This is a genomic window from Halorubrum sp. SD41 (assembly GCF_058630335.1).
The window spans coordinates 88,329-105,584 of the sequence record NZ_JBZVGZ010000001.1 but is presented as its reverse complement, the minus strand read 5'-3'; the positions used below and the strand labels follow the sequence as shown (position 1 = coordinate 105,584).

The window sequence follows — 17,256 nt, the reverse complement described above, 5'->3', positions numbered from 1 at the left end:
GCTTACGCGACGATGATGTCGTCGCCCTCGCTCGACTCGCCGTCGTCGTCCTCGGCGGTCTCCTCGCCGTCGGCGTCGGGCGTGGTCGCCGACTGCTCGGGGACGACGACGTCGCCTCCCCCGTCCGCGTCGTCGGTCGCCGCCTCCTCGTCGGCGCCGTCGGACGATTCCTCGACCGACTCGAAGACGTCGACGTGGTCGTCGGAGTGGGTCGTCCGCTCGCCGCCGGACACCGCCGACGCGTCGTCGGAGGCGGACTCCTCGGTCGCGGACTCGTCGGCCGCGGCGTCCGCCGCTTCGGAACCGGCCGTCGCCTCGGCGGCCGCCTCCTCGACCGCGACCGACCGCTCGTCTTCCAGCTGTCGGACGCGCTCTTTCATCTCGACGAGCTCCTCGGTGAGCCCGTTGACCGCCGCCTGTAGCTCCGCGACCTGCCGTTCGAGGTCCTCGACGCGGTTGCTCATATACACACGCATGCTCGCGCGACGCGTATAAATCTGCGTCAGACACATGTGTGACCAAACCGCACGATTCGGCCGCCGCCCGCCGAACGTTTCGGCACCGTGAAACGTGTCAGACGACAGGAGAAGATACTTATACCGACCGAGGGTACACCCGCGGTATGAGCAAGATCACCTTCCGGGCGGACGACGACCTCGTCGACCGGCTGGAAGCGTGTGACGCCTCCAAAAGCGAGGTGATGCGGGAGGCGCTCCGGACCCATCTCGACGGCGAGGGGGACGCGTCCGACGCGTCCGACGCGACGACCGGGAGCGTCGACGACGCCCTCGTGGACCGCGTCGACGAGCTGATCGCGGAGCGGCTCGACGCCGCGCTCGACGAGCGACTCGGTCCGGCGGGCGGTGCCTCGACGCGGGCGTATACACCCGAGAGCGCCGGCGATATCAACGTAAACGTCACGCTCGACGCCCCGGACGCCGGATCGGACGACCGAGACGACGAGGTGCGTGTGACGCGTGAGACGACCGACGAGGCGGAGGCGAGCGCGCGTAAGACGGACCGGGGTCCGGGCGCGCAAACGCGCGAAAACGCCTGCGGCGGATGCGGCGAAACCGTCCCGTCTGACCACGTTTACTGCCCGAATTGCGGTGAAAAGCAGTCGCATAGAGCCTTCTGCGAGTGCGGCGACGAGCTCCGAACCGACTGGGCGTTCTGTCCCGGATGCGGACGCCGGACCCCGGCGGCGGACGTTTTGAAAGATCAATAATCGACTCTGACGGCCCGTATACGCCTATTTTCGGGCGTTTTCACGTTCTGTCTTACACCCTCCGGTAGTTTTATAATGGTTCGCTCGGTGACTTCAATTGCGTAAGACGGTCGTCTTACAGCGGCCGGCCGGTGCGGGGTGTCGCCCCGCAGTCGGGCGGTTTCGCGCTGTAAGACACACGCGTCGCGTGTTCGCCGTCTTACCGGGGGAATACCAATGGAGCGTGTGACACTACGAATCCCGAAACAGCAGATCGACGAGGTCGAACAGATGGTGGAGACGGGCGAGTTCCCGAACCGGAGCGAGGCGATCCGGTCGGCCGTCCGCGACATGTTGAACGAACAGGACGGCGAGCGCGACGAGCGCGGCCGCAACCGCAACTGGGCGAAGGTGTAAACTGATGCAAGATCTCGTTCAGGACGCCCTCGACAACGCGGAGGCGGAGAAGCGCGACATGGACGACGTCGACATGGGCGACGACGAGTTCGGGGACCCCCGGATCGTCATCGTCGGTGCCGGCGGCGCCGGGAACAACACGGTCAACCGGCTCTACAACATCGGCGTCGACGGCGCCGACACCATCGCCATCAACACGGACAAACAGCACCTCAAGATGATCGAGGCCGACACCAAGATCCTCGTGGGCAAGTCGCTCACGCAGGGGCTCGGCGCCGGCGGCGATCCCAAGATGGGCGAGCGCGCCACCGAGATGGCCCAGGGCACGATCAAGGAGGTGCTCGGCGACGCCGACCTCGTCTTCGTCACCGCCGGGATGGGCGGCGGCACGGGCACCGGCGCGGCGCCGGTCGTCTCGAAGATCGCCAAAGATCAGGGCGCCATCGTCGTCGGGATGGTCTCGACGCCGTTCAACGTCGAGCGCGCCCGCACGGTGAAAGCCGAGGAGGGCCTCGAAGACCTCCGCAACGAGGCCGACTCGATTATCGTCTTAGACAACAACCGGCTGCTCGACTACGTCCCGAACCTGCCGATCGGGAAGGCGTTCTCCGTGATGGACCAGATCATCGCGGAGACGGTGAAGGGGATCTCGGAGACGATCACCCAGCCGAGCCTCATCAACCTCGACTACGCGGACATGTCGACGATCATGAACCAGGGCGGCGTCGCGGTCATGCTCGTCGGCGAGACGCAGGACAAGAACAAGACCCAAGAGGTGGTCAACGACGCGATGAACCACCCGCTGCTCGACGTCGACTACCGCGGCGCCTCGGGCGGGCTCGTCCACATCACGGGCGGCCCGGACCTCACGCTGAAGGAGGCCGAGGGGATCGCGAACAACATCACCGAGCGGCTGGAGGCGAGCGCCAACGTGATCTGGGGCGCCCGCATCCAGGAGGAGTACAAGGGGAAGGTCCGCGTCATGGCGATCATGACGGGCGTCCAGAGCGCGCAGGTGCTCGGCCCCTCCACCCAGAAGCAGGCCGACAAGTCCCGCGCCGCGGTCGACGCCGACGACCTCGGCGACTCGCGCTCGCGGGCGGCCGAGGCGAACGAGAGCGCGGGCGCCGCGGGCGAGAGAGGCGAGCCGGCGGTCTCCGGCGGCACCGACCGCGGCTGGGAGTCCGACGGCGGCAGCGACCCGATCGAGAAGAACAACGGGCTCGACGTCATCCGCTGAGCGCCTCGCGACCGCTGCGGTTCGGTTCCGATTCAGTTTTCCGTCGATACCCTTCCGCCCCGCGCACGGCGCGAGGACTTAACATCACACGATCCGTGTAGAGCTACGTGTCACGTCACCAGCCGATCCGGGGGGCGCGACGTCGCTCCGCCCCCGTCCGCGGACGGGCCAGATTCGCGACGACACGATGACCGACGCGGCGCTCTACTTCACGGGTCCGGAGACCGTCGAGGTGCGGGAGACGTCCGTCGGCCCGCCGGACGCCGACGAACTGCTCGTCGACACCCGGGCGTCGGCGATAAGCGCCGGGACGGAACTGCTCGTGTACCGCGACCAGACCCCGGGAGACTTCCCGGCCGACGAGACGCTCGACGCGCTCGACGGCGACCTCTCGTACCCCCTCCAGTACGGGTACGCCGCGAGCGGGGTCGTCAGCGAGGTCGGCGCGGACGTGGACCCCGACTGGGTCGGTCGGTCGGTGTTCTCGTTCGTCCCTCACCAGACGAGCTTCCGGACCACCCCCGACTCGGTGGTCGCGCTCCCGCCGGGGACGGAGCCGGCCGTCGGGTCGCTCCTCCCCTCGGTCGAGACCGCGACGAACATCGTCCTCGACGCGGCCCCTCGGCTCGGAGAACGGGTCGTGGTGTTCGGCGCCGGCGTGATCGGGCTCTGCGTCACCCGGCTGCTGGCCGCGTTCCCGCTGGAGTCGCTCGTCGTGGTCGACCCCATCGAGCGTCGTCGGGCCCTCGCGGCGTCGTTCGGCGCCGACCGGACGACGACGCCGACGGCTCTCGACGATCCCGCCGACGCGGGCCTCGGCGGTTCGGGCGCCGCGCTCGACGACGCGGACCTCGCGGTCGAGCTCTCCGGCCAGCCGAGCGCGCTCGACGACGCGCTCGGCGTCGTCGGCTACGACGCGCGGATCGTCGTCGGGTCGTGGTACGGCACCAAACGCGAGCCGATCGGGCTCGGCGGGCGGTTCCACCGGGACCGCATCGACATCGTCTCCAGTCAGGTGTCGACGATAAGCCCCGAGCTCCGGGGGCGCTGGGACCGCGACCGACGCATGGACGCGGCGCTCGAACGGCTCGGCCGGATCCCCGCCGACGAGCTGATCACCCATCGGATCCCGTTCGAGCGCGCGGCGGAGGCGTACGAGCTGCTCGACTCGGCGACCGACGAGACGGTACAGGTAATCTTAGAGTACGAGTGAACGGCCGTCGCGGTCACCCGCGGTCGGGGAGGCGCCCGCTGACGGCGAGGTAGTCGCGCGTAAACACCGCGAGCGACGGGAGGAGGACGACGGGCGCGACGGTCCACACGAGCCCCGTCGGGACCGGCGGGACGAGCGCGACCGTCACGAACACCATCTGGACGCCCGCGAGGTACTTCCCGAGGTCGCTGTCGGGGAGGTCGCCGACGGGGAGCCCGCGGACGTGGCGCAGCCACACGGCACCGCGGAAGACGTACCGCGCGGCGGAGATCGAGAGGTACCAGACCGGCAGCAGTCCCCACAGGACCGCCACCAGCGGCGCGGCGACGAACCCGAAGGTGTCGAACGCCATGTCGAGCCGGCGGCCGATCTCGGTCTCCCGGCCCACAGTCCGGGCGAGGACCCCGTCGAGCCTGTCGAGGGCGACGCCGGTCCCGTAACACAGCGCCGGCACCCACGCGAGCGTCGTTCCCGACGGGACGACCGCGAACCCGGCGACGACGGCGTACAGCGCACCCCGGACGAGCGTGACCGCGTTCGCCAGCCCGAGCAGCCGCCGCCAGAACCCTCCGGCCAACCGCTCCGGGTCGAGCCGGTAGCCGACGTACCAGAGCTGGCCGGCCCAGCAGCCGCCCGCGACGACGGCGGGAGAGAGCCCCCACCGGCCGGTCGCGTCCATCGGATACAGCCGAAAGAGGAGCGCCGCGAGCGCGACCGCGGCGAAGAGCGGGAGCCCGACGCCGACCCCGACGCGGAGGGAGCGCCGCCGGCGTGCGCCGGCCATCTACTTGTCACCTCCGGCGGCGGTACCCGCGACCCCGGCTGCGCGCCCGCGCCGCGGTCGGCGCTTCCGAGTCGACACGGCTACCGGCGCAGTAGGAGGACCAGTACGGCGATCAACGCGACCTGTGCGACCTTGTCGACGGCGCCGAGCGTCCCGACGTCGGCCGGGAACGACTTCGCTCCCCCGGCGAAGTTGATGACGTACCACAGGACGATCTGGACGAGCGTGAAGGCGATCCCGACGGCGTACACCGTGCGACGCCGGTAGTCGATCGCGAGGAGGACGACGCCCCCGACGAACCCCAGCCCGGCCAGCACGAAGCTGATCCCCATCGGCGAGGGGAACATCCTGACGCCGAGGAGGAGGTGGACGGCGGCGGAGACGAGGGCGGCGGCGATGCCCACCCAGTGGAGGCCGTTCAACGAGCCGATGTCGACCGCGGACTGCCGCGCTTCGGTCGTTGCCATACCACACGCACGGGCTTCACTCACATAGAAATACCGCCCCAGACCCCGGTGTCCGATCGCCGCCGACCGTCACCGCTCGAAGTCGGGGTCCCGAAGGGCGTCGACGCGCGCGATCTCGTCGGCGGCCAGCCGCTCGCTCCCGGCCGCCAGGTTCGAGACGACGTGCGACTCGGTGGTACTCGACGGGATCGGGACGACCCCCTGCGAGGCGTTCCACGCGATCACGACCTCGGCGGGCGAGAGTCCCCGATCCGCCCCGATCGCGTTCAGGGCGGGCTCGTCGAGGAGGCCGGGCGCCGACAGCGGCGAGTGCGCGACCACCCGGATCCCGCGCTCGCGGCAGAAGTCGATCAGATCGTTCCGGGGGCGGTAGGGGTGCCGCTCCACCTGTACGAGCGCCGGATCGACCGTCCCCGCCTCCAGCACCGTCTCCAACTGCGCCCGCGAGACGTTACAGACCCCGAGCGTCCGCGCCCACCCCCTGTCGTGAACGGCCTCCAGGTTCTCCCACGCGGTCGCGAGCGACACGTCGTCGGTCGCTGGCTCGCCGTCCGCGTCCTCGGGGAAGGTGAGCGCCTCCTGCCGCTCGACCGGCCTCTCGGCGAGGCGGCGAAGCTCGCCCCGGTGTTCGAGCGCCGAGGGCCAGTGGAGCGCGTAGCAGTCGAACGCGTCGATCCCCAGCTCCTCGCGGCTGCCCGCGCAGGCGGCGAGCAGGTGCTCGCGGCGGTGGTTCGTGCGCCACGCCTTCCCGAGGAGGAACACGCGCTCGCGGTCGGGCGCGCCCGGCGCGGCGAGCAGCTCCCCGATCCGGTGTTCGTTGCCGTACAGCTCGGCCGAGTCGAGGAGGCGGTAGCCGGCGTCGAGCGCGGTCGCGATCGAGTCGGCGCGCTCGACGTACTCCCCGTCGCGGTAGCGCGAGCAGCCGAAGCCGACGGCGGGGAGTCGGATCGCGGCGGCACCCGTCTCGTCACCGGCGGTCGCGGCGCCCTCACCCGACGCCGCCGGCCGCACCGCCGGCGCCGGCGGCGGGTCGGCGGTCGCGCCGCAGTCGTCGACCGCGACCGGGCCGTCCCCCTCGGCTGCCGCCTCGATCGCGTTGCAGACGGCGACGACGTGGGCGCCCCGTCGTCCCCCCGCCCGCGACGGCGACCCGGCCTCGACCGACGCGGCGAGGCGCTCCACGGCGTCGACGTACTCGTACGGTTCGGTTGGCGAATCTGGCGGCGCGCTCACGTACTCCCGGCCGACGCGGCCGAACCGGACGCCGTCGCGGTCGTCGTCCATCGCGCCGGTCCCCTTCAGGTACAGCGAGCCGTCGTCGCCGTGGAGCTCCAGCCCGTAGAACTCCCGGCTCCGGTGGGGGGCGTAGAAGCTGGCCGTGAGCCTGACGGTCGGCCCCGCCGCGAACGCGAGCGTCGCCTCGACGTGGCTCGGCGTCGACGGCCGCCGCTCCTCCCGGGCGGGCCAGACGTCGAGGGCGTCGGCGACGCGGACGCGCTCGACCGGCCCGAACCACGCCACCAGCAGCGCGAGGGGGTACACCGCCCCGTCGTACAGCGGCCCGATCTCGAGGAAGGAGTCGGGCCGGTCGTGCCAGTCGGTGACGCGGCCGACGTGGGCGTGGGCGTACCCCAGCCCCACCGGGCCGAGCCGCCCGTCGGCGAGGAGTCGGCCCGCGCGGCGCTGCGAGGGCGCTCGCGGCGTCCCGGGCGCGCAGCCGAGGGCGAGCCCGCGGTCGCGGGCGAGCGCCACCAGCGACCGCGCCTCGTCGGCGTCGAGCGCGAGCGGCTTCTGCGAGTAGACGTGGCGGCCCGCTTCGAGCGCGGTCCGCGTCACCGCCGCGTGGGCCGCGTGGCTCGTCAGGTTCACGACAAGCGGCGCGTCGACGCGCTCCAGCGCGGTCTCCAGGTCGGCGAACGACGGGCAGCCGCGGTCCGCGGCGAGGGCGGCGGCGCGGTCGGCGTCGAGGTCGACGACGCCGGCCAGCGACAGCGAGCTCTCGGGCAGGCCGGCGGCGTACTCCGGCGCGATCGCCCCCGCGCCGACGAGCAGGCAGTTCACGGTCGTACCGAGGCGGCGAGACGTATAGGTGTCTCGACGGCGGCGGGGCGTCGACGAGGGCGACGGTGGCGCTCCCCCCGGAGCGGTTTAGTCGCCTCGCGACAACTCACGGTCGTGACGGAGCCGGGCATGGGCCGCCTCGGGACCGCCTACCTGCGGGGGTTACAGGCGATCGGTCGGCGGCTCGACTACGGGACGAACGCCTTCGACCGCGAGTGGGACGTCCTCGTCGTCCTCGACGCCTGTCGGGCCGACCTGCTGCGCTCGGTCGCGCCCGACTTCGAGTTCCTCGGCGAGGTCGAGACGGTTCGATCGGTCGGGAGCTCCTCCTCGGAGTGGTTGGAGAACACCTTCGTTAACCACTCCGAGACGGCGCGGACCGCGATGGTCACCGGGAACACGTGGACCGACCGCTACCTCGACGCCGACGCGTTCGCCGCGCTCGACGAGGTGTGGAAGTACGCGTGGGACGAGGGGGCGGGAACCGTGCCCGCCGCGGCCGTGACCGACCGGGCGATCGCGCTCGCTCGGGAGCGCGACCCAGACCGGCTCGTCGTCCACTACATGCAGCCGCACCACCCGTTCGTCCCCGACCCCCTCGACGGCGACGACGGGCTGGCGCGGACCGGGAGCCACAGCAACGCGGGGAACCCGTGGGTGCTGCTCCGGCGCGGCGAGGTCTCGGTCGAGCGCGTCTGGGCGGCGTACGAGGCGAACCTCCGACACGTCCTCGGCGAGGTCGAGTCCCTCGCGGCGAACGTCGACGGGCGGATCGCGGTCACCGCCGACCACGGCAATTGCTTCGGCGAGTGGGGGCTGTACGGCCACCCGATGCACGCGCCCGTCCCCGCGCTGCTCGCCGTCCCGTGGGCGACGGTCGACGGCGCGGACGAGGGCGGGCGTGAGCCGACCCTGACGCCGCCCGAGCCGCTGCCGGTGTCGCGAGTCCACGGCGGCGAGGGCGAGACGGACCGGGACCGGCTGCGCGCGCTCGGCTACTTATAAACGGCCTCGTCGCCGCTCGCCTCTCGGTATAAATACCCCGGCGCGGCGAGCGTCCTTCCGCCGCCCTCCGGCTTTAGGTTGCTCGCGCCCGTGGATCTGTTCATGTACGCGACGACGGTGCTGACGGACTTCGTGGCCCAGCACTACCTCACGGTCGTCGACGAGGGGCCGGAGAGCGTCCCGCACTCCCACCACTTCGAGGTGGAGCTGACCTTCCGCGGCCCCGAGCTGAACGAGCACGACTACCTCGTCGACATCGACGACGCCGACGCGGCGCTGGCCGAGCTCGCGGACCGCTACCGCGACGAGCTGCTCAACGACCTCCCCGAGTTCGAGGGGAGAAATCCCAGCGTCGAGCGCTTCGCCCGGGTGATATTCGAGCGAGTGACCGACGCGGTGACCGACGAGACCGTGACCGAGCTGGCCGTGACGGTCTGGGAGGACGACGCGGCCGCCGCGGCCTACGACGCGCCGGTATGAGGGTCGGGCTCGCGCTGTACGGCAGTCTCGACGAGCGGTCGGGCGGGTTCCGCTACGACCGGAAGCTTGTCGAGGGGCTCCGAGCCGCCGGCGACGCGGTCGAGATCGTCGAGCTCCCGTGGCGGGCGTACCCGCGCGGGCTGCTGGACAACGCGCTCCCGGGGATCCGCGACCGCCTCCGCGTCGACGTCGACGTAATGTTACAGGACGAGCTCGCGCACCCCTCACTCCTCCGCGCCAACCGCGACCTGCCGTACCCGGTCGTGAGCGTCGTCCACCACCTGCGCGCGAGCGAGCCGCGTCGGCTCTCGCCGCTGTACCGCGTCGTCGAACGCCGCTACCTCGCGACCGTCGACGGCGTCGTCTGCAACAGCGCGGCGACCCGCGACGCCGTCGCCGCCCTCGGCGTCGATCCCGAATCGACCGTCGTCGCGCCGCCCGCCGGCGACCGGTTCGACCCCGCGATCGACGACGACGCGATCGCGGCGCGGGCCGCGTCGCTCGACGGTTCCGACCCCGAGCCCCTCCGAGTCGCGTTCGTCGGCAACGTCGAGCCGCGGAAGGGGCTCGACACGCTCGTCGAGGGGGTCGCCCGCGCCGACGCCGCCGTCGACCTCACGGTCGTCGGCCGGGCGGTCGACGAGTCCCACGTCGCCGACGTGCGGCGACTGGTCCGGGAGCGGGGACTCGGCGACCGCGTGCGCTTCGCCGGCCGGCTGTCGGACGCCGAACTGGCCGACGCGCTCCGCGAGAGCCACGTCCTCGCCGTCCCCTCCCGGTACGAGGGGTTCGGGATCGTCTACCTGGAGGGGATGAGCTTCGGCCTGCCGGCGATCGCCTCGCGGGCGGGCGGCGCGAGCGAGACGGTCGCCGACGGCGAGACGGGCGTCCTCGTCGACCCGGACGACCCGGCCGCCGTCGCCCGCGCGCTCGACGGGTTCGCGGCCGACCCCGACCGGCTCGTCGAGATGGGTCGCGCCGCGAGGCGTCGGTACGAGCGCCACCCGGACTGGGAGGAGACGACGGCCCGCGTCCGTCGGCTCCTCGCCGACGTCGCCGACGCGCCCGACGCCGTCGACGCGGCCGAACCGGAGGTGTCGGCGTGACGGGGACCGACGGCGGTCCCGCGGACGGCGACGCCCTCGCCGCCGACGACGCCGCCTTCCGGCGCTACCTCCGGGCGAAGCGGAGCGTCGACGACCGGGCGCTCGACCGGCGGCTCGTCGGGATCCTCTGCGAGCGGCTGGCGGACCGCGCGGCGGCGCGCGACAGCCCTCTGCGCGTCTTGGAGGTCGGCGCCGGCGTCGGGACGATGATCGCCCGGCTGATCGACTGGGAGGTGCTCCCGCCCGGGGAGACGCGGTACGTCGCGGTCGACCGCGACCCAGACGCGCTCGCCGGGCTGGGTCCCTTCCTCCGGGAGTGGGCGGCGGAACGAGACGCACCGACGTCCATCGACGATGGCGGCAGCGGCGACGACGCGCTCGTCGTCGAGACGGATGAGCGCACGGTCAGGGTCGAACCCGTCGCCGCCGACGCGGTCGCGCACGCCGAGGCGCAGGCCGGGGAGTCCGACGCGCTGATCGGGATGGCGCTACTGGACGTGCTCGGGCTCGACCGGCTCGACCCGCTGCTCGACGCGCTGGCGCCCGGCGGGACCTACTACTTCCCGATCACCTTCGACGGCGGGACCCGGTTCCGCCCGGCACGTCCCGACGACCGGGCGATAGAGGATCTGTACCACCGGCACATGGACGAGAAGCCGGGCGGGAACAGCCGCGCCGGCGGCGCCGCCCTCGCGCGGCTGCGCGAGGCGGACGGCTCGGACCTCCTCGGGGTCGCCGGCTCCGACTGGGTCGTGCGCCCGGCCGACGGCGAGGCCGGCTATCCGAGCGACGAGGCGTTCTTCCTCCGACACATCCTCGACACCGTCGAGGCCGCGGTCGGCGAGGTGATCGCCGACGGGGGCGATCCGATCCCGATCTCGGCCGCCGACCTCGACGCGTGGCACGATATTCGTCGCGGACAGGTCGATTCCGGCACGCTCGTCTACCTCACCCACCAGCTCGACCTCATCGGTCGCGTCGACGGTGATGGCGGCGTGTGAACAGCGCCCCGGTGGCGTCGACGGCGGCGCGTGAACGGCGACCCAATCAGGTCGCCGCCTCGATCGACTCCAGCAGCCGGCACTTCCGGCAGACGTCGCGGCTCGTCTGCGAGCCGCAGCGCTCGCACTCGCGGAGGCCGGAGTCGTCCCCCTCGTCGCCGCCTTCGTCGTTCTCGTCGTCCCCGCGGTACGCCTCGGCCGCGAGCGCCGAGAGCTCCTCGTAGCCGGCCATGATCGAGTGGCGCGCGCCGGGGTGGTTCTCCTCTAACTCGTGGATCGTCGACTGGATCTCGCCGCGGTACGCCTCCTCGGCGTGCGGGCACTCGGCCATGTGGGTCGGGAGGTCGCGGACGTGGCAGTATAAGGCGATCTCCTTTTCGGGCACGTCGCGGAGCGGCTTGGCGCGCGGGACGAACGCGTCGGTCTCCGCGCGCTCGTCGAACGGGCCGAGCGACGCGTCGAAGTGTTTCGCCACCTGCCGCACGTCGCCTTCGAGGAAGTTCATCATCGCCGTCTGCGCCTCGTCGTCGAGGTTGTGGCCGGTGAGCAGCTTGTCGGCGTCGAACTCGGCGGCGTAGTTCTCCAGGAGGTCGCGGCGGAACACGCCGCAGTACGCGCAGGCGGCCATGTCCTCCGGGTCGTCCTCGACGACGTCGTCCATGCGCACGTCGAACTCCTCCTCGTAGGAGACCAGCTCGTGGCGCAGGGAGAGCTCGTCGGCCAGCTCGACGCAGGCGTCGACGCTGGCGTCGCGGTACCCCTCGATCCCCTCGTGGATCGTCAGGGCGAGCATCTCGACGCGGGGGTCCTTCCCGAACACGTCGTCTAAGATCCGCGTCAGGGCGACGCTGTCTTTCCCGCCGGAGAGCCCGATCACCCAGCGGTCGGGGTCGTCGGGCGTCGCGTCCGGATCGAGGAGGCCGTCCTCGCGGACCCGACGCTTCACGCGCTTCTCGACCGACTCCCGGAGGTGGTGGCCGCAGAGGTGCGCCCCGGAGTAGGCGGCGTGGTGGATCGCATCGCTCCCGCACTTGTCGCACTCCATCGGTGTCGGGTTGCGGTCGCGCGGGGATACCCGTTTCGGGCCGGCTACGTGAGGGAGGTACCGGAGGTGGGTGGAAGCGACGTCGATTCGAACGCTCCCGAGGCGACGGCCATTTATAAATGAACAGTCGCTGGCGGAACGACGGCGAACGCGGTCGAAGCCTCAGCCGATCACCTATAAATCGTCACTGGTAGATCGGCTGAAAACGCCTCCAAATCCCCAGTCGTCCATTTATAAATGATTACTGACAGATCGGCAGCGAACACCTCCAAAGCCCCAGCCGCTCGCTTATAAATGAGTGCTGACAGATCGGCAGACAACACCTCCAAAGCCCCAGCCGCGAGGACTCGCGCGGCTCGCTGCGGTCCTCAGTCGCTCGCTTCGCTCGCTCTTTGTGGTCCTTGCATCGCCGTGCTTCGTCCTCGCGGCTGCCCCTTTGAGTCCCGCCCCGCTCCGCGACCGCACCTCACGCCTCCCCAGCCTCGTCGCTCACGCCCTGCGGGCGTTCGCGACTCCCTCGCGCGTGCCGTCTCGCGGTCGCCGGGGGCGACCGCTCACGGGCACGCGCCACGAGGGTAGTGTAAACGAGCGTTCGACGTCGACAACCCCCGGCCGGTTGTCGCCGGTTCCGACACCGGTTTGTCGCCGGGCCGTCCCGGATCGCCGTGAGCGATTCCCCGACCGGGGTCGACCGCGACCCGGAACCCCGTCCCCTGCGCGAGGACCCGCCGGCGGAGAGCCGCCGGACCCGGCTCTGGCGGCTCGGGTTCAACCTCCTCCCGGCATACCGGGGCACGGGCGCGCGCGTCGACCACATCGCGGGCGACTGGCGCTACGTCCGGATCCGCGTGCCGTTCAAGTGGCGCACCCGGAACGCGGTCGGGACGATCTTCGGCGGCAGCATCTACGGCGCGATCGATCCGGTTTACATGACGATGCTTCAGCGGACGCTGGGCGACGAGTTCACGATCTGGGACAAGTCGGCCGCGCTGGAGTTCATCAAGCCCGGCCGCGAGACGTTGTACGCGGAGTTCGACCTCCCGGCCGCCGAGACCGAGGCGATCCGCGACGCGCTCGGGCCGGGCGAGTCGACCGACCGGAAGTACCTCGTCTCGCTCGTCGACGACGAGGGAGAAGTCCACGCGGCCTGCGAGAAGACGCTGTACGTGCGCCGCGACGAGTAGCCGGGTCGAGTCCGGGCGTCGAAGTTAGGCCGCCGCGGCCGCGACGAACGCCTCTTCGACCGTCTCGACGAACCGGTCGGGGTGCTCGACGTGCGGGAGCAGCCGCGCGCGGTCGAAGACGACGAGGCGGGCGTCGGCGGCGTCCGCCAGCTCGCGGCCGTCCGTGAGCGGGCTCACGGTCGCCTCCCGGCCCCAGACGATCGTCGGAGGGACGTCGAGGTCGGCGAGCGCGGCGGCGAGGTCGACCTCGCTGTTGAGCGTCCCGGAGATGAACGAGGCGGGCGCGAACCGCGCGTTCTCGACGTGGGTCGTGCGCCACTCGTAGTCGGTCCACTCCGCGCTCGGGTTCGCGGGGTCGTCGTAGCCGTGGTCGGCGTTGAAGTAGCGGATCGACGGCTTCGCGGTGATGACGTTGAACAGCGCCCGTCCGACCAGCGGCGCGCGGAACAGCTCCCGCAGCCACCCCTTCGCCGGGCTCGGCCCCGCGGTCGCCGTCGGGCAGACGCCGACGAACCCGCTCAGCTCGACCCCGCCCTCCGTGTCTCCGCCGTCGACCGCCGCGGCGGCGTACGCCGCCGACAGCGAGGAGGCGACGACGGCCGGCTCGTCGAACTCGGCGAGGAAGTCGCGGACGAAGTCCTCGTACAGCGCGGCGGAGTACCGGAGCGGCGGCCGGTCGGAGCGGCCGTACCCCGGGAAGTCGGGCGCGACGACGTGGTAGTCGGCCGCCAGGTCGTCGAACACCGCGCGCCACTCCCCGGAGGAGCCGGCGGCGTTGATCCCGTGGAGTAAGAGGAGATCGGGGTCGTCCGGATCGCCCGCCTCGGTGTACGCGACGTCCATCCCGCGCCAGCGGAAGGTGCGGTCGTCGCCGTCGAGCGGGGACTCCAACTCGCCCTCGTACCGGAGGCCGGTGTTGATCGCGGCGAGCGCGCCGACGCCGAGGACGACACTGCCGAGGAGGTTCCTGAGCTTCATGGAAACCTGTTGGTTCGCTGGCGACTTATACTCGTGGGACGCGGCGGCGCCGTCGGTCGGGTCGAGCGGGCCAGTTGGGCCCGCGGCCGCGACGGGCAGGCCGGTCCGCGACGCGCCCGACCCTCAGTCGTCGCGCTCGTCGCCGGCGGCGCGCTCCTCGTCGACGCAGTCGGCTATCGGGCCGACGATCGCCTCCGCGACCGCGTACGGGTCCGTCTCGCGGTCGCGGACCCGCTCCGCGAGCCGGTCGATCCCGCCGTGCCGCTCGATCTCGGCGGTCGCGAGCGCTCCCACGTCCGCGCGCACGAGCGTGCGGATCTCCGCGGCGTACCGGCGCCGCTCGGTCGTCTCGATCTCGCCGGACTCCCGGAGGTACGCCGCGTGCGCGTCGAACGCCTCGATCAGCGCCGCGACCCCCTCGCCGCTGTTCGCGACGGTCTCCAAGACCTCGGGCGTCCACGACTCGTCGGAACCGTCCGCGTGCGCGTCGGCATCGCCCGCGTGCGCGTCGGACTCGCCGTGCCCGGAACCGTCCGCGTGATCGCCGTCGTGGTGGCCGCCCTCGTGGTGGCCGTCGCCGTGCCCCGCCGCGGAGCCGCCCGCGCCGGTCGAGGCCATCGAGGCCGCGCCGTGGTGGCCGGCGCCGCGGCCCGTGGTCCCGCCCTCCCGGCGGTGAACCATCTCCTCCAACTCCGCGACGGTCCGCTGTGCGCCGTCCATGTCGGCCTTGTTGACGACGAAGACGTCGCCGATCTCTAAGATGCCGGCTTTCAGCGTCTGGACGTCGTCGCCGGAGCCGGGCTGGACGAGGACCGCGACCGTGTCGGCGGTGCGGACCACGTCCACCTCGTTCTGTCCGGCGCCGACGGTCTCTAAGACGACCACGTCCTTCCCGAAGGCGTCGAGCGCCTTCACGGCGTCCGCGGTCGCGGTCGAGAGGCCGCCGAGCTGGCCGCGCGCGCTCATCGACCGGAAGAACACGTCCATGTCGCCGACGTTCGACCCCATCCGGATCCGGTCGCCGAGGACGGCCCCGCCGGTGTACGGCGAGGAAGGGTCGACCGCGATCACGCCGACGGTGTCGCCGCGGTCGCGGTAGGCGGCCGCGAGCTTGTCGACGAGCGTCGACTTCCCGGCGCCCGGCGAGCCCGTGATCCCGATCACGTCCGCGCCGCCGGTGTGCTCGTGGAGCGCGGAGACGATCGCCCGGTACCCCGGCGTCCGGTTCTCGATCTTGGTGATGACGCGGGCGAGCGCGCGGTGGCTCCCCGAGAGGAGGTCCTCGACGAGCGCCGCGTCCGCGTCGGTGAGCGACGGCGCGTCCGCGAACGCGGGTGCGTCCGGCCCGGCCATCTACGCGCGCTCCGGGACGTTGTTCCGGATGAACTCGATCGTCTCCTCCATCGGCGTCCCGGGACCGAACACCTCGGCGACGCCCAGCTCCTTCAGCTCGTCCTCGTCCTCGTCCGGGATGATCCCGCCGACGAGGACGAGGGTGTCGTCGAACGCGTCGTACTCCTTCAGCCCCTCGATCACCTTCGGGACGAGCGTGTTGTGCGCGCCCGAGAGGATCGAGATGCCGAGGACGTCGACGTCCTCCTGGACCGCCGCCTGGACGATGTCCTCCGGCGCCCGGTGGAGCCCGGAGTAGACGACCTCGAAGCCGGCGTCGCGGAACGCCCGCGCGATCACGTGTGCCCCTCGGTCGTGGCCGTCGAGCCCGACCTTCGCGACCAGACACCGGACGGCCCGTTCCTGCTGTTCGGCGCTCATACACCCTTCTGGGTCGCGTGCGGGTTTGATTCTAACGGACGATGGGGAAGGTTCGGGCGAGCCCGTCCGAACCGGATCCGCGACCGACGCGTTGAACGCGCGGGCGACCGTACTCCGCCCAATGACCGATAACGCCGAGGGCGACTCCGCCACGGCCGCGAGCGACCGCGACGACCGACTCCCGGCCGAGACGCGGATCGGCCGCGCCGCGCTCCGGGTCGCCGACCTCGACGAGACGACCGCGTTCTACCGGGACGTGGTCGGACTGGCGGTCCTCGACCGCGACGCCGAGCGCGCGACGCTCGGGGTCGACGAGACGCCCCTGCTCGTCTTGGAGCGCGACGCCGACCGCCCCGCCCGGAGCCGGACCGACGCCGGGCTCTTCCACACCGCGTTCCGGGTCCCCTCGCGGGCCGCGCTCGGCGAGGCGCTGGGGCGCGTGCGGGAGCGGTGGCGGCTCGACGGCGCCTCCGACCACCTCGTCAGCGAGGCGCTGTACCTCGACGACCCGGAGGGGAACGGCGTGGAGATATACCGCGACCGGCCCCGGGAGGAATGGCCCGTCGACGACGGCGGAACGCCCCGGATGGCGACCGACCCGCTCGACGTCGAGGGGGTCGCCGCGGCGGCGGCCGGCGAGAGTGAGGAAGGCGGCGCTGACTCCGCCGCCCTCGTCGACCGCGCCCCCGCCGGCACGGACGTGGGGCACGTCCACCTCGAAGTGACCTCGCTGTCGGCGTTCGAGGCCGTCTACGTCGACGGCCTCGGCTTCGAGGTCGGGATGAGCGGCCCGGACGTGCGGTTCGTCGCGGCCGGCGGCTACCACCACCACCTCGGCGCGAACACGTGGCGGGGGCGGACGACCCCCGCCGCGGGGCGCGGGCTCGCGTGGTTCGAGGCGGTCGTCCCCGACGCGGCCGCGCTTGACGCGGTCCGGGACCGACTCGACGCGGTCGGGGCCGACGGCGGCGCCCAGTTCGCGGTCGAAGAGCGAACGGACGGGATCACCGTGACGGACGCCGACGGCATCGAGGTCCGGGTCCGGGCAGCGGAAACCCGGTCCTTATAAAGAAATACGGTGGCGTCGCCGGCGGCGTAGCCGCCGGCTGCCAGAGGCGCGTCGCGCCTCCCTGCGCGCCTGTGAGCGGCCGCCCTCGGCGGCCGCGAAACAGCGCGTGCGAGGGAGTCAGTCGCCTCCGCTTCGCTCCGGCGACTGACGAGGTTGGGGAGGCGTGAGGTGCGATCCCGCGAGCGACCGGAGGGAGCGAGCGGGAGTACGGAAGTCGCAGCCCGCG

Annotated in this window: 18 protein-coding genes; 10 read left to right on the top strand and 8 right to left on the bottom strand. The window is 72.0% G+C overall.

The annotated features are described in order from the left end of the window. Positions 1-2: 2 nt before the first annotated feature. Complete coding sequence (locus AC4NMM_RS00565; RefSeq protein WP_096393806.1) at positions 3-464, bottom strand: DUF7518 family protein; 462 nt, start codon at positions 462-464, stop codon at positions 3-5. 158 nt (positions 465-622) lie between these two features. Here AC4NMM_RS00565 and AC4NMM_RS00560 point away from each other — a divergent pair, with 158 nt between their 5' ends. From AC4NMM_RS00560 to AC4NMM_RS00545, 4 genes are all read left to right on the top strand, one after another. Beyond that, on the top strand, positions 623-1,228 hold the full coding sequence (locus AC4NMM_RS00560) for a double zinc ribbon domain-containing protein (RefSeq protein WP_096393807.1): 606 nt from the start codon (positions 623-625) through the stop codon (positions 1,226-1,228). Between the two features lie 216 nt (positions 1,229-1,444). Then, on the top strand, positions 1,445-1,624 hold the full coding sequence (cdrS, locus tag AC4NMM_RS00555; protein WP_004595187.1) for a transcriptional regulator CdrS: 180 nt from the start codon (positions 1,445-1,447) through the stop codon (positions 1,622-1,624). Positions 1,625-1,628: 4 nt separating this feature from the next. Next, a complete protein-coding gene (gene ftsZ / locus AC4NMM_RS00550; protein WP_096393808.1) occupies positions 1,629-2,864 on the top strand; it encodes a cell division protein FtsZ in 1,236 nt (411 codons plus the stop codon). Between the two features lie 187 nt (positions 2,865-3,051). Next, positions 3,052-4,077 (top strand): zinc-dependent alcohol dehydrogenase, encoded by a 1,026-nt coding sequence (locus AC4NMM_RS00545; RefSeq protein ID WP_096393809.1) that lies wholly within the window; start codon positions 3,052-3,054, stop codon positions 4,075-4,077. A 13-nt stretch (positions 4,078-4,090) separates the two neighbouring features. Here AC4NMM_RS00545 and AC4NMM_RS00540 read toward each other — a convergent pair whose 3' ends face one another. The 3 genes from AC4NMM_RS00540 to AC4NMM_RS00530 all read right to left on the bottom strand — a co-directional run bounded on the left by AC4NMM_RS00540 (position 4,091) and on the right by AC4NMM_RS00530 (position 7,389). Beyond that, the gene (locus AC4NMM_RS00540) at positions 4,091-4,861 is read right to left on the bottom strand and encodes a CDP-alcohol phosphatidyltransferase family protein (protein ID WP_096393810.1); all 771 of its coding nucleotides are present in this window, start codon (positions 4,859-4,861) and stop codon (positions 4,091-4,093) included. An 80-nt stretch (positions 4,862-4,941) separates the two neighbouring features. Beyond that, positions 4,942-5,328 (bottom strand): DUF7475 family protein, encoded by a 387-nt coding sequence (locus AC4NMM_RS00535; protein ID WP_096393811.1) that lies wholly within the window; start codon positions 5,326-5,328, stop codon positions 4,942-4,944. Positions 5,329-5,397: 69 nt separating this feature from the next. Beyond that, a complete protein-coding gene (locus AC4NMM_RS00530) occupies positions 5,398-7,389 on the bottom strand; it encodes an aldo/keto reductase (protein WP_491923265.1) in 1,992 nt (663 codons plus the stop codon). A 129-nt stretch (positions 7,390-7,518) separates the two neighbouring features. Here AC4NMM_RS00530 and AC4NMM_RS00525 point away from each other — a divergent pair, with 129 nt between their 5' ends. From AC4NMM_RS00525 to AC4NMM_RS00510, 4 genes are all read left to right on the top strand, one after another. Further along, positions 7,519-8,394, top strand: coding sequence for an alkaline phosphatase family protein (locus AC4NMM_RS00525; RefSeq protein ID WP_096396142.1), 876 nt, complete (start codon positions 7,519-7,521; stop codon positions 8,392-8,394). Positions 8,395-8,496: 102 nt separating this feature from the next. Next, positions 8,497-8,874 (top strand): 6-pyruvoyl trahydropterin synthase family protein, encoded by a 378-nt coding sequence (locus AC4NMM_RS00520; protein ID WP_096393813.1) that lies wholly within the window; start codon positions 8,497-8,499, stop codon positions 8,872-8,874. Continuing rightward, complete coding sequence (locus AC4NMM_RS00515) at positions 8,871-9,980, top strand: glycosyltransferase family 4 protein (RefSeq protein ID WP_491923264.1); 1,110 nt, start codon at positions 8,871-8,873, stop codon at positions 9,978-9,980. The genes AC4NMM_RS00520 and AC4NMM_RS00515 overlap by 4 nt, the downstream gene beginning before the upstream one ends. After that, complete coding sequence (locus AC4NMM_RS00510) at positions 9,977-10,981, top strand: hypothetical protein (RefSeq protein WP_491923263.1); 1,005 nt, start codon at positions 9,977-9,979, stop codon at positions 10,979-10,981. The genes AC4NMM_RS00515 and AC4NMM_RS00510 overlap by 4 nt, the downstream gene beginning before the upstream one ends. A 46-nt stretch (positions 10,982-11,027) precedes the next feature. On the opposite strand, the gene ncsA is transcribed toward AC4NMM_RS00510, so the two are convergent. After that, positions 11,028-12,026, bottom strand: coding sequence for a tRNA 2-thiolation protein NcsA (gene ncsA, locus AC4NMM_RS00505; RefSeq protein WP_096393816.1), 999 nt, complete (start codon positions 12,024-12,026; stop codon positions 11,028-11,030). Positions 12,027-12,691: 665 nt separating this feature from the next. Between ncsA and AC4NMM_RS00500 the strand changes: the two genes are divergently transcribed. Further along, positions 12,692-13,210: a DUF4442 domain-containing protein gene (locus tag AC4NMM_RS00500; protein WP_096393817.1), complete on the top strand. Its 519-nt coding sequence runs from the start codon at positions 12,692-12,694 to the stop codon at positions 13,208-13,210. 24 nt (positions 13,211-13,234) lie between these two features. On the opposite strand, the gene AC4NMM_RS00495 is transcribed toward AC4NMM_RS00500, so the two are convergent. The 3 genes from AC4NMM_RS00495 to AC4NMM_RS00485 form a co-directional block, all read right to left on the bottom strand. Then, positions 13,235-14,188, bottom strand: a complete 954-nt coding sequence (locus tag AC4NMM_RS00495; RefSeq protein ID WP_096393818.1) for an alpha/beta fold hydrolase — start codon at positions 14,186-14,188, stop codon at positions 13,235-13,237. A gap of 123 nt (positions 14,189-14,311) precedes the next feature. Further along, on the bottom strand, positions 14,312-15,541 hold the full coding sequence (gene meaB, locus AC4NMM_RS00490; protein ID WP_491923262.1) for a methylmalonyl Co-A mutase-associated GTPase MeaB: 1,230 nt from the start codon (positions 15,539-15,541) through the stop codon (positions 14,312-14,314). Continuing rightward, positions 15,542-15,961 (bottom strand): cobalamin B12-binding domain-containing protein, encoded by a 420-nt coding sequence (locus AC4NMM_RS00485; RefSeq protein WP_004595202.1) that lies wholly within the window; start codon positions 15,959-15,961, stop codon positions 15,542-15,544. A 121-nt stretch (positions 15,962-16,082) separates the two neighbouring features. Between AC4NMM_RS00485 and AC4NMM_RS00480 the strand changes: the two genes are divergently transcribed. Further along, entirely contained in the window at positions 16,083-17,030 is a 948-nt protein-coding gene (locus AC4NMM_RS00480; RefSeq protein WP_491923261.1) for a VOC family protein, read from the top strand. The last annotated feature ends 226 nt before the right edge of the window (positions 17,031-17,256 follow it).